Below are 11,358 nucleotides of genomic sequence, written 5' to 3'. Positions count from 1 at the left end.
GGGGGTGGCGGTGGCGGAGGTGGAGGCGGAGGCGGGGGCGGGGAAGGCGACGAGGCGCGCAGCGCACTGTCCGCATCAGCCGGCGAGGCCCGCCACTTGTGTCCGCAGGAGACGCAGCGCACCAGCCGCCCGGACGCAGGCAGATCGCCCGAGGATACGGCATAGCGGGCGGAACAATTCGGACAGGTCAAGATCATCGTTCGGGGGACCGGACCGCTGGCTTCGCCCCACTGCGAAGCTTCGCAGAGAACATTACACCCATAAGGTTAACAGATCGCAGCCATGTCGCAGGGATGTTCGCAGGCGTGCGCCTTGTCCGGGAGCGCCAGGGCTGCAGGCTTGTGCTAGGCTTGCGAGGAGCCTTACCTTCGCCCCCGAAACCCGCCATGCCTGCCCTCGCCGCTCCAGCCCCGACACCGGCCCTTCGACTGAGCGGGCTGAGCGCCCCCCGCGGAGACGGGCCTGCCAGCCTGTCTGATCTGGATCTCGAACTGGCCCAGGGAGACTTCCTGCTGGTGCATGGCGAGGCGGGAGCGGGCAAGAGCACCATGCTCGACCTCGCCGGGCTGGTTCGCCGGCCCGGGGCCGGACGACTGGAGATCCTGGGCGGGAACCCCTGGCGAATGTCCTCCGGCAGACGGGCGCGTCTCCGGCGCCGGATCGGTCTGATCCGTCAGGACCTCGACCTGATCGACGACCTGACCGTGGAGGAGAACGCCGCCCTGCCCATGCGGATCGCCGGCGTTCGCCCCCAGGAGCGGCGCCGGGACACCGCTGAACTTCTGGGGTGGCTGGGCTTGGCGGACATGAGCCGCGCCCGACCCCGGGCCCTGAATCATGACCAGCGTCAGCGGGTCCTGGTGGCGCGGGCGGTAGCCGGGAAACCGGACCTCATCCTGGCGGACGAGCCGCTTGGCTGGATGGAACCGGACTCCGCCCGCCGGGTCCTGCGCTTGCTGGTGCAGCTGAACCGGCAGGGCACGACCCTGGTGATCGCCAGCCGCAATCCCGACCTCGCGCCCGCATCGCGCCGCCTGCGACTGTCCGGCGGTCGGGCCGTCCCCGAGGCGGCGGCATGAGCCGGTTCAATGTCATCCTGATCGCCGCCGTGCTGACGGCACTGGCGGGCCTGATCGGTCAGGCGGCGCTGGTGGCTTCCGGCCGCGCTGAGACCTGGGGGACCCGTCTCGCCGGAGAAATGACCGTCGCCATCCGGCCATCGGAGGCCGCAGTCGCCGAGGTCGAGGCCCGTCGCGCAGCCGAAGTTCTCGCCGGGACCGAGGGTATCGCCGAGGTCCGGGTCCTGGCTCCGGCCCGTGTGGCCCGGTTGCTGTCGCCCTGGACCGCCGGGGCGCGAGGGCCCGACCTTGAGGTCCTGCCGCGACTGATCGCCGTCGAGCTCGACGCCCAGCGACCCGCCTCGCGCCAGGACCTCGCTGGCGCCCTGAGCGCCGCAGGAATTGACGCGGTGGTCGACGATCACCAGGGATGGCGGCGAACGAGCGAGGCGTTCCGGCGGGAGATCCTCACCGCCGCCCTGTCGAGTCTTCTCCTGTGCATAATCGGCCTTGCGGCGCTCGGCTCTCTCGCGGCGGGCCACGAGATCGCCCGGCGCGGGACTGCGCTCAGGGTCCGGATCCAGCTCGGCGCGACGTGGTTGTCCTGCTTGTCGATGGCCGCCCGCCCGGTCGCGGCCGACCTGATCAGCGGCGCCATCGTCGGAGGCCTGGCGGCCGTGGGAATAGGCGGGGCGACCGGCCTGGTGCAGGTCGAGAGATCGCTGGCTTCGGCCGTCTATCCCGCCTTGCAGCTGGCGGGACTGATCGGGATCGCAGGCGGCGTCGCAATCGTATTCGCCCTGGCCGCTACCGCGCGACGGATCCGGGAGCTGGACCTTTGAGGGTGCTCGCAATCCTGCTGGTCCTTGGGCTCATCTGGGCGGCCGGGCTCTTCGCCTTCGCCGACCGGGTTAGCCGCATGACCCCGGCGACCCTGCCACAGGCCGCCGACGGCGTCGTGGTGCTCACGGGCGCGGGCTCGAACGCCCGGCTCGACGCCGGGATGGCGGTCCTGGAGGCTGGGCTTGCGAAGCGCCTCCTGGTCTCCGGCGTCAACCGGGAGGCCAGCCGTGAGGACATCCGCCTGGTCAGCAAGGCCGCACGACGGCTCTATGACTGCTGCGTGGACCTCGGTTTCACCGCAGCCGACACGCTGGGTAACGCCAGGGAGACGGCGGAATGGGCCCGCGCCATGCGATATCGCAGCCTGATCATCGTCACCGCCGACTACCACATGCCGAGGGCCATGCTTGAGCTCAGGACCGCGCTGCCGGGGATCCAGCTTCAATCCTACGCCGCCGCCACGCCCGCCGTCGACGCCCGGCGCTGGAGCCAGAGCGGAAGGGATACCCGGTTGATGATCCGGGAGTACTCGAAGTACATGACCGTCCTGGGCCGGGAGACGCTCCGGCGTCTGGGCCAGGCCAGCCTGAACCGGCAGAAAGACCCGCCTTGATCCTGTTTCGCTCCCTGCTCTTCGCCGCAGCATTCTATTCCTGGTCCGTGATCTGCGCGATCCTCCTGGTCCCGGTCCTGGCCATGCCAAGGCGCTGGCTCCTCTTGGGAATGCGCCTCTGGAGTCGCTCGGTGAACAGCCTGCTCAGGGTCATCTGCGGGGTCCGGGTGGACATCCGGGGCCTCGAGAACGTGCCGGCCGGTGACGCCCTGATCGCCTCCAAGCACCAGACCATGTTCGATGTCTTCGTCCAGTTCGGGGTTCTCAAGGGCTCCCTCTTCGTCCTGAAGAAGGAACTCATGATCATTCCGATCTTCGGATGGATCGCCCTGAGGATCGGCTCGATCGTCGTTGACCGGGACGGGCAGGCGGCGGCGCTTCGGGACATGGTGCGGCGCGCCCAGGAGCAGTTCCGGCTGGGCGACCGCCAGCTGGTGATCTTTCCCGAAGGAACCCGCAAGGCGCCTGGCGCGCCGCCGGACTACAAGCCCGGAGTCGCCGGCCTCTACCGGGAGCTTGGCGTCCAGGTGCACCCTGTCGCCACGAACGCGGGACTCCATTGGCCGGCTCGCGGCTTCCTCAGGCGCCCCGGGGTGATTGTCTATGAGTTCCTCGAGCCGATCCCGCCGGGCCTGAAGCGCGCGGAATTCATGCGCCTCCTCGAGGAGCGGATCGAGACCGCCTCGAACCGGCTTCTCGCCGAGGGCGTCTAGTCCGGCTCCAGCTCGGTCACCCGGACCAGGAGGCCCTCCATCCCGCGATCCCGGATTCCGGCCTCGCGCAGATGGCGGACAAGGTCACGCAGGTAGTCGATGTTCCGGCCCGACAGACCGCGGGCTCCGGCGATCAACCGGGCCTGCGCCTCGGGCGGGAGGTTTCCGGCCCATTGCGCATGACGGGTGTCCGAGAGGAAGGTGAGGCAACCGACCCGAACCCCCGGGTCGATGCGGACCTCGACCTCGGCCTCGACATAGGTCTCGGTGGGCTGTTCCCGTTCCCGCAGATAGGCGCGGACCTCGGGCCACGCCTCCTCGGTGACCCGATAGGCGACGCCGCGGACAGAGCCTCCGCGGGTCAGCCCGAGCACAAGCCCCGGGCGTTCGGGAGTGCCGCGGTGATGGACGGAATAAATGCAGAAGGCGCGACGCCGACCCTGTAAGGTGGCAGGGCGGCGCTCGGCCCATTCGAAGCCTGGTCGCCACATCAGGGACCCGTAACCGAACACCCACCGATCCGCCGACATCGCCGACCGAATGCCCTCATCATCTGACCCCGACTCCATGCCCCAGACGCCAGCCCCGCGCAAACGCCTTCGACTGGGCCTCTGGATCCCGCTGCTGCTCGCCCTCCTCCTGGCTGCGGGATGGAGCGTCGCCTGGCGCATCGCAGCCCAGGAAGTCGAGCAAACGCTGGATGAGGGCGTGCAGACGCTGGCCGCACGCGGGGTCACGGCGGAGTGGTCGGAACGACGCCTGTCAGGCTATCCGTTCCGCCTGAACGTGACCCTGACCGATCTCAGGGTGACGTCGGGATCCTGGGGATTGCGGATCCCCGACTTCGAGGCCCAGGCCTTCCTGCATGCACCCAGGTCCTGGCTGTCGGCGGCCCCTGAGGGACTCACGATCTTCCGCCCGGAGGGCGGTGGCCTGGAGGTCCGCGGGGACCGGCTTCTCTCCAGCCTTGTCCTGCCCAGCGCCGGGCCGCCCCGGCTGTCCATCGAGGGGCTGGGGCTCGTCTTCACCCCTGCCCCCGGAGCACGGCCCTTCGCCCTGACCTCGGCGGACCGGCTGGAGCTGCATGTTCGTCCCGGGCCGGAGGACAAGGCCGCCGTCTTCCTCCGGCTCCAGGACGGGACGCCGACCCCGGGACGGCTGCTTGCGGACATCGGCGGCGGGGCTTCGGTTGCGGCCACGGCCGAGGGGCGGCTGGAGCGCGCCTCGCGGCTGCGGGGTGAGGATCTCTCCGGCGCACTGGCGGCCTGGGGCGTCGCGGGAGGCCGGCTCGAGATTCTGCAAGCCGGCCTTACAGCCCGAGAGACACGCCTGTCCCTGACGTCGCCGGGCCTGAGCGCGGGGGCCGATGGCCGGCTCCGCGGGAGCCTCCGCCTGACGGCCGCCCAGGCGCCCACCCTGCTGATCGCCCTGGCCCGACATGGGGTCCTGTCGCCGACGGAGGCGGCGGGCGGGCTCGTGGGCATTCTGGCCGGCAAGAGCTCGGGCGACGACCTCCGGGTGGACCTGACCCTCTCGGAAGGAAAGGTCAGACTGTCGCGATAGCCAGGGCGTCAGGCCGCCTTTGCGACCCGGGGGGCGGGATTGGAGAACTGGATGACGCCGTCCTCGAGCCCCGAGAACCTCAGTGAGGCGAGATCGAGGGCGTAGTTCTGGTGAAGCCGCCACGGGGCGGTGACGCCCTGCCTCGGGAATTCTCCGATCGACCTCTGGACATAGCCTGAGGTGAAGTCGAGCCAGGGAGCGGTCTCGGGCGGCGCGCCCTGGAGCACCGGCGTGCACTGGCGCAAGCCCTTGCGACGCATGTGGTTCAGGAGCCGGCAGACATATTCGCAGGTCAGGTCGCACTTCAGCGTCCAGGAGGCGTTGGTGTAGCCGAAGGCCGACGCCAGGTTCGGGACGTTCGAGTACATCATGCCCTTGTAGCTGAGGGTCTCCGCCGGGCGCACGGCGGCGCCGTCGACGCTCAGGGAAAGGCCGTTCATCGCCTGCAGCTTCAGGCCCGTCGCCGTGACGATCAGGTCGGCGTCGAGATGGGCTCCGGACTTCAGCAGGAGGCCTGTCTCGGTGAAGGTCTCGATCTCGTCGGTCACCACCGAGGCGGCGCCCGATTTCAGGGCCTGGAAGAAGTCGCCGTCGGGCGCAAGGCAGAGGCGCTGGTCCCAGGGGTTATAACGGGGGGTGAAATGGGTCTCGACATCGAACTCGGGGCCCAGTTCCTGGCGGACCTGGCCGACGATGGCGGCCTTGACCCGGTCAGGCCGGCGCCGGGCGAAGTTGTAGAAGACCATCCCCATCAGGACATTGCGCCAGCGGATGAGCGAGTAGGCCAGCTTCTCGGGCAGCCGGCGACGCAGCTTGAGGGCCAGGGCGTCCTCGCCCGGGCGACCGACGATGTAGGTCGGCGAGCGCTGCAGCATGGTGACGTGGCCTGCGGTGCGGGCCATCTCCGGGACGAGGGTGACGGCGGTCGCTCCGGACCCGATCACCACCACCTTCTGCCCGGAATAGTCGAGGTCCGCAGGCCAGTCCTGGGGGTGGACGATGCGCCCCCCGAACCTGTCCATGCCGGCAAAGCCCGGCGTGTAGCCGCCCGCGTAGGAATAGTAGCCGCCGCAGAGGAAGAGGAAGTTGCAGGTGAATGCGGCCGGGCCATCGGCAGTCTCCGCCTGGACCCGCCAGGCGGCGTCTTCGGATGACCAGTCGGCGGAGACGACCCTGTGGCCGAACCGGATCGCAGCCTCGACGCCCTCTTCGCGCGCCGTGTCGCGGACATAGCGCAGGATGGAGGGACCGTCGGCGATGGCCTTGGCCTCGGTCCAGGGCCGAAAGGAATAGCCCAGGGTGTACATGTCGGAGTCGGAGCGGATGCCCGGATAGCGGAACAGATCCCAGGTGCCGCCGATGGCGTGACGTCCCTCGAGGATGAGGAAGCTGCGATCCGGACAGTTGGTCTTCAGGTGACGGGCGGCTCCGATTCCCGACAGGCCGGCCCCGATGATGATCACGTCGACATGGGTTGGCGAAGCGTCCTGCATCGTCTCATCCTCCAGCTGGTTTCGGCCCGTAGCGGACCTCATGACGGCCAGAGCGGACGGGTGCAAGCGTCTTGCCGCCCGGCATGCCGGGGCCTAGCCTTCCGGCCTGGCTCCGAGGGTCCCTCCCATGCACCGACGCCTGTTCCCGATCCTCGCCCTGGCCATGGCCTTCGCCCTGGGCGTCCAGGCGGCCGCCGCCACCACCGCCACCGCCCCCGCCACCGCCACCGCCACCGCCGGACGGTTGACGGCCTCGGCGACGCCTTCGAAGGAGATGCTGCGCTGGCGGGAAACGGCGCGGCGGGTCACCATTGTCCGGGACGACTGGGGCATCGCCCACATCCGCGGGAAGACCGACGCCGACGCTGTCTTCGGCATGATCTATGCGCAGGCGGAGGATGACTTCGCGCGGATCGAGACAAACTATCTCACCGCCCTGGGCCGCCTGGCGGAGGCCGAGGGAGAGGCCGCCCTCATGCAGGATCTCCGGGCCCGTCTCTATGTCGATACCGAGACGCTCAAGGCTCATTATGGCCGCAGCCCGCCCTGGCTGCGCAAGCTCATGGACGCCTGGGCCGACGGCCTGAACTATTACCTCGCCATGAACCCGCAGGTGCGGCCGAAGGTGCTGACGCGGTTCGAGCCCTGGATGGCCCTGAGTTTCTCCGAAGGCAGCATCGGGGGAGATATCGAGCGGATCTCCCTGGACGATCTGGCCGCCCTCTATTCCGACCGTCCCCGGGTCATCGCCCGGTCCGGGGACGCCGGCCTGGAGGAGCCCCGGGGCTCCAACGGCATCGCCGTCGGCCCCTCCCGTTCTGCGGGAGGCCGGCCGCTTCTGCTGATCAACCCCCACACGAGCTTCTATTTCCGGGCGGAACAGCACGTCGCCTCGGACGCGGGCATGAACGTCTACGGCGCGGCGACCTGGGGCCAGTTCTTCATCTACCAGGGATTCAATTCCCGGCTTGGCTGGATGCATACGTCGAGCGGCGTGGACTCCGTGGACGAGTTCGCCGTGCAGGTGATCAACCGCGGGGGCAGACTGACCTACAGGTACGGTGCGGCCGAACGCCCCGTTCAGTCGCGGACGATCGCCGTCGACTGGCGGACACCCCAGGGGGCGATGGTCCGCAGCACCTTCCGGGTCCACTTCACCCACCACGGACCGGTGGTGCGTCGCGAGGGCGAGCGCTGGGTCGCCTTCGCCATGATGAACCGGCCGGTGGAGGCCCTCAGCCAGTCCTTCCTCCGCACCCGGGCCCGCAACTTCGACGAGTTCATGAAGGCGGCGGCCCTGATCGGAAACGCTTCGAACAACACTGTCTACGCCGACGCCGACGGGGTGATCGCCTATCTGCATCCCCAGTTCGTCCCGAGGCGGGATGACCGGTTCGACTATACGCGCACCGTCGATGGCTCCGATCCGGCGACCGACTGGAAGGGCATGCACGACCTGTCCGAACTGCCCTCTGTGAAGTCGCCCAGGGTCGGGTGGGTCTACAACACCAACGACTGGCCCTGGACGGCGGCCGGAGGCGAGAGCCCCAGGCGGGAGGCCTATCCTCGGTACATGGACACGGTGGGTCCCAACCCCCGCGGGACCAACGCCGTTCAACTGCTCGAAACGGGCCAGAGCTTCACCCTCGACTCCCTGGTTCAGGGCGCCTTCAACACTCGTCTGCCAGCCTTCGACGTCCTTGTGCCGGGACTGGTCGCAGCCTGGGACGCGGCCCCCGGCGCGGACGTCCTTCGCGTCAGGCTTGCGGAGGAGATCCGGCTGCTGCGGGCCTGGGACCGGCGTTGGTCCGGTCAGTCGGAGGCCCTGACCCTGGCGGTCTTCTGGGGCGACCTGCTGTGGCCAGAAGCAGAGGCCCTGGCGCGGGATGCGGGCGTCACGACCTGGGAGGCCATGGCCAGCCGCATCTCTCCGCGCCGCAAGCTTGAGGCCCTGGCCCAGGCTTCCGACAGGCTCCAGTCCGACTTCGGGACCCGGAGGGTTCCCTGGGGCGAGGTCAACCGCTTCCAGCGCCGGACCGGCGAGATCGTCCAGGCGTTCAGTGATGCGGCGCCAAGCCTTGCCGCGCCCTTCCCGTCGGCCCGATGGGGCGCCCTGGCCTCCTTCGGCGCCCGGCGTCCCGAAGGGCAGAAGAGGCTTTACGGGACCAGCGGGAACAGCTTCGTCGCCGTGGTGGAGTTTGGTCCGAGGGTGCGAGCCCGCGCCGTCACGGCTGGGGGGGCCTCCAGTTCTCCCCTGTCGAAGCATTTCATCGACCAGGCGCCTCGCTACCTGAGCGGAGACCTGCGGCCCGTCTACTTCTGGCCCGACGAGCTCAAGGGTCGCGTAGTGCGAACCTATCGTCCGGGGCAGTAGCCCGGTATTGCGCCGCCCGGCGCAATGACCTATCGCCCAAGCCTCCGAAACCCGGGACCGCCATGGACGCCTCCGACCCCAAGCCGAACGCACGCTCGCTCGAGGCCGTGCGCGCGCGGCTGGACGTGGTCGACCGCCGGCTGCTCGAGCTGATCGACGAGCGGGCGGCCCTCGCCTCGGAGGTGGCTGCGGCCAAGGCGGCGGCGGGCGAGGGCGGACGCTTCGCCCTGCGTCCTCCACGCGAGGCCGAGGTCCTGCGCAACCTCCTGGCCCGCCCGAGGAAGGCCGCGCCTGCCGGGCTGGTCGTCCGGATCTGGCGCGAGCTGATGAGCGACAGCCTGTCCCGGCAGGGGCCCTATCATGTCTCGGTCTATGGCGGGCAGGCCCCCGAAGGCGTCCGGGAGGCGGCCCGGATGCGCTTTGGCGCGGCGCCACCCTTCACCGCCGCCAGCCGGCCCGAGGAAGCGATCGCCGCAGCGAAGACGCCGGGCGGAGTCGCCGTGCTGGGCCTGGACTCCCGCACCCCCTGGTGGGGCCGGCTGCTGGCCGAACCCACCCTGCGGGTCTTCGCCGCCCTGCCCTGCCTGAACGCCTGGGGCCGGCCCACCGCCCTGGCCGCCGCAGAGGTGGAGATCGGCCCGACGGGCGGCGACCGAACCTATTGGGTCAGCGACGCCCCCGGACCGCCCGGACGCCTGATCGGGGCGCTCAGCAAGGATGGCGTCGCCGCCGAGCTGCTGGCCGACGCCGGCGGCCTGCGCCTGTTCGAACTGGTGGGCTATTACCAGTCGGACGACGCCCGGCTCACCCGTGCGCCCGGACGGCTGACCGGGGTGATCGGCGCGGCGTCCGCGCCCCTGGACCTCTGAGACCGACATGACAGACCGTCCCCAGCCCAAGCCCGGCATCCTGGACATCACGCCCTACAAGCCCGGCAAGGCCGCGGTGGAGGGGGTGGCGCACCCGGTGAAGCTGTCGGCCAACGAAAACGTCCTCGGGTCCAGCCCGCAGGCGAAGGCGGCCTTCGCCTCGGCGATCGACGAATTGCACATGTACCCGGACGGCCGCTGCAACGCCCTGCGCGAGGCGATCAGCGCAAGGTATGGACTGGAGCCCGAGCGCCTCCTGTTCGGCTGCGGCTCGGACGAGATCTTCCAGCTGATCGGCCAGGCCTACCTCCAGCCCGGCGACAACGCCGTACAGGGCGAGCACGGCTTCGGCGCCTTCGCCATCGCCACCCGGGCCGCTGGCGGCGAGGTGCGCATGGCCCGGGAGGTCAACCTGCGCATCGACGTCGACGAGCTGCTGGCCTGCGTCGACGAACGGACGCGGATCGTCTGGGTGGCCAACCCCGCCAATCCGACCGGCACGGTGGTCGGCGGCTCGGAGATCCGGCGTCTTCACGCCGCCCTGCCCGCCGATGTGGTCCTGGTGCTGGACGGCGCCTACGCCGAGTTCGCCGAGGATCCGGATTTCGAGGACGGGGTCGACCTGGTCCGCAACTTCTCAAACGTCATCATGACACGGACCTTCTCCAAGCTGCACGGCCTGGCCGCCCTGCGGGTAGGCTGGGCCTACATGCCGCAGGACATGGCCGACGCCATCGACCGGATCCGCCTGCCCTTCAACGTCTCCATCCCCGCCCAGCGCGCCGCCATCGCCGCCCTGGCGGACGAGGACTTCCAGGCGAAGTCCCTGGAGCTGGTTCGGACATGGCGGCCCTGGCTGGCCCAGCAGCTGGGCGGCCTGGGACTGGAGACCACCCGCTCGAGCGCCAACTTCGTCCTCGCCCGCTTCCCGCAGACGCCTGGCCGGACGGCGGCCGACGCGGACGCCTTCCTGAGCGCCCGGGGGCTGATCCCGCGGATGGTGGGCGGCTACGGCCTGCCGGACCACCTGCGGCTCACCATCGGGCTTGAGGAACACAACCGCGCCCTGGTCGAAGCCCTGGCGGCCTTCATGGGACAAGGCCGTTGATCTATCCGCGAATGGCCATCGTCGGCTGCGGCCTGATCGGCTCTTCGGTCATCCGCGCCGCGAGGGCGGCCGGGGCCGTGGGCGCCGTGACCGTCGCCGACGCCAACCCGGCCCACCGGGCGGAGATCGCAGCCCTGGGCTATGCCGACCTGATCACAGCCGACCCCGCCGAGGCGGTCCGCGACGCCGACCTTGTGGTCTTCGCCGTGCCCGTGCTGGCCATGGGGCCCGCGGCGGCGGCGGCGGCGGCGGCGCTCAAGCCCGGCGCCACGGTCACCGACGTGGGCTCGGTCAAGGTCAGCGTGGCCGACGCCCTGCGCACGACCATTCCCGCCGGCGTCCACCTGGTCCCCGGCCACCCCATTGCGGGCACAGAGCAGTCCGGTCCAGGCGCAGGCTTCGCTGACCTGTTTCGCGGTCGCTGGGTCATCCTGACGCCGGAGCCAGACGGTGACGCCGCCTACCAGGAGGCCGTCGAGCGGCTTTCCGCCTTCTGGGCCGCCCTTGGCGCACAGGTCGACACCATGGACGCCGCCCACCACGACCTGGTCCTGGCCGTCACCAGCCACCTTCCCCACCTGATCGCCTACAACATCGTGGGCACAGCCGCCGACATGGAGGAGGTCACCCGGGCCGAGGTGATGAAGTACTCCGCCGGCGGCTTTCGCGACTTCACCCGCATCGCCGCCTCGGACCCCACCATGTGGCGGGACATCTTCCTGGC

Annotated in this window: 12 protein-coding genes; 9 read left to right on the top strand and 3 right to left on the bottom strand. The window is 70.1% G+C overall.

The features are described from left to right. A partial coding sequence (locus tag INE98_RS14565) for an MJ0042-type zinc finger domain-containing protein (RefSeq protein WP_367120186.1) occupies positions 1-197 on the bottom strand: 197 nt, incomplete at its 3' end. 189 nt (positions 198-386) lie between these two features. Here INE98_RS14565 and INE98_RS10175 point away from each other — a divergent pair. Genes INE98_RS10175 through INE98_RS10160 form a run of 4 tightly spaced genes read left to right on the top strand, consistent with a single transcriptional unit; the run spans position 387 to position 3,227 of the window. Continuing rightward, positions 387-1,079 carry a cell division ATP-binding protein FtsE gene (locus INE98_RS10175; RefSeq protein ID WP_293538700.1) on the top strand — a complete coding sequence of 231 codons (693 nt, stop codon included), beginning with the start codon at positions 387-389 and terminating at the stop codon, positions 1,077-1,079. Beyond that, positions 1,076-1,900 (top strand): hypothetical protein, encoded by an 825-nt coding sequence (locus tag INE98_RS10170; RefSeq protein WP_293538698.1) that lies wholly within the window; start codon positions 1,076-1,078, stop codon positions 1,898-1,900. The genes INE98_RS10175 and INE98_RS10170 overlap by 4 nt, the downstream gene beginning before the upstream one ends. Positions 1,901-1,902: 2 nt before the next feature. After that, the gene (locus INE98_RS10165; RefSeq protein ID WP_367120185.1) at positions 1,903-2,514 is read left to right on the top strand and encodes a YdcF family protein; all 612 of its coding nucleotides are present in this window, start codon (positions 1,903-1,905) and stop codon (positions 2,512-2,514) included. Further along, positions 2,511-3,227 (top strand): 1-acyl-sn-glycerol-3-phosphate acyltransferase, encoded by a 717-nt coding sequence (locus INE98_RS10160; protein ID WP_293538695.1) that lies wholly within the window; start codon positions 2,511-2,513, stop codon positions 3,225-3,227. The genes INE98_RS10165 and INE98_RS10160 overlap by 4 nt, the downstream gene beginning before the upstream one ends. Here the strand turns inward: INE98_RS10160 and INE98_RS10155 are convergent. Next, positions 3,224-3,757, bottom strand: coding sequence for a gamma-glutamylcyclotransferase (locus INE98_RS10155; RefSeq protein ID WP_293538694.1), 534 nt, complete (start codon positions 3,755-3,757; stop codon positions 3,224-3,226). The two genes, INE98_RS10160 and INE98_RS10155, sit on opposite strands and share 4 nt — an antisense overlap. 37 nt (positions 3,758-3,794) lie before the next feature. On the opposite strand from INE98_RS10155, the gene INE98_RS10150 reads away from it, so the two are divergent. Then, positions 3,795-4,790 carry a DUF2125 domain-containing protein gene (locus tag INE98_RS10150; protein ID WP_293538692.1) on the top strand — a complete coding sequence of 332 codons (996 nt, stop codon included), beginning with the start codon at positions 3,795-3,797 and terminating at the stop codon, positions 4,788-4,790. 8 nt (positions 4,791-4,798) lie between these two features. On the opposite strand, the gene INE98_RS10145 is transcribed toward INE98_RS10150, so the two are convergent. Further along, the gene (locus tag INE98_RS10145; protein WP_293538691.1) at positions 4,799-6,283 is read right to left on the bottom strand and encodes an NAD(P)/FAD-dependent oxidoreductase; all 1,485 of its coding nucleotides are present in this window, start codon (positions 6,281-6,283) and stop codon (positions 4,799-4,801) included. A gap of 127 nt (positions 6,284-6,410) precedes the next feature. Between INE98_RS10145 and INE98_RS10140 the strand changes: the two genes are divergently transcribed. From INE98_RS10140 to INE98_RS10125, 4 genes are all read left to right on the top strand, one after another. Next, a complete protein-coding gene (locus INE98_RS10140; RefSeq protein ID WP_293538690.1) occupies positions 6,411-8,657 on the top strand; it encodes a penicillin acylase family protein in 2,247 nt (748 codons plus the stop codon). A gap of 62 nt (positions 8,658-8,719) precedes the next feature. Then, positions 8,720-9,526, top strand: a complete 807-nt coding sequence (locus tag INE98_RS10135) for a chorismate mutase (RefSeq protein WP_293538689.1) — start codon at positions 8,720-8,722, stop codon at positions 9,524-9,526. Between the two features lie 7 nt (positions 9,527-9,533). After that, complete coding sequence (gene hisC / locus INE98_RS10130; protein ID WP_293538687.1) at positions 9,534-10,634, top strand: histidinol-phosphate transaminase; 1,101 nt, start codon at positions 9,534-9,536, stop codon at positions 10,632-10,634. After that, the coding region (locus tag INE98_RS10125) for a prephenate dehydrogenase/arogenate dehydrogenase family protein (RefSeq protein ID WP_293538686.1) at positions 10,631-11,358 on the top strand (728 nt) is incomplete at its 3' end. The genes hisC and INE98_RS10125, both read left to right, overlap by 4 nt.

This window comes from Phenylobacterium sp., assembly GCF_020253645.1.
Taxonomy (GTDB): Bacteria; Pseudomonadota; Alphaproteobacteria; order Caulobacterales; family Caulobacteraceae; genus Phenylobacterium.
This window is presented reverse-complemented; position numbering and strand designations above follow the sequence as displayed.

Excerpts from the sequence above, each read along its gene's own strand:
- INE98_RS10175 (WP_293538700.1), top strand. The coding sequence starts at position 387 with ATGCCTGCCCTCGCCGCTCCAGCCCCGACACCGGCCCTTCGACTGAGC.
- INE98_RS10170 (WP_293538698.1), top strand. The coding sequence starts at position 1,076 with ATGAGCCGGTTCAATGTCATCCTGATCGCCGCCGTGCTGACGGCACTG.
- INE98_RS10155 (WP_293538694.1), bottom strand. The coding sequence starts at position 3,757 with ATGTCGGCGGATCGGTGGGTGTTCGGTTACGGGTCCCTGATGTGGCGA.
- INE98_RS10150 (WP_293538692.1), top strand. The coding sequence starts at position 3,795 with ATGCCCCAGACGCCAGCCCCGCGCAAACGCCTTCGACTGGGCCTCTGG.
- INE98_RS10145 (WP_293538691.1), bottom strand. The coding sequence starts at position 6,283 with ATGCAGGACGCTTCGCCAACCCATGTCGACGTGATCATCATCGGGGCC.
- INE98_RS10140 (WP_293538690.1), top strand. The coding sequence starts at position 6,411 with ATGCACCGACGCCTGTTCCCGATCCTCGCCCTGGCCATGGCCTTCGCC.
- INE98_RS10135 (WP_293538689.1), top strand. The coding sequence starts at position 8,720 with ATGGACGCCTCCGACCCCAAGCCGAACGCACGCTCGCTCGAGGCCGTG.
- hisC (WP_293538687.1), top strand. The coding sequence starts at position 9,534 with ATGACAGACCGTCCCCAGCCCAAGCCCGGCATCCTGGACATCACGCCC.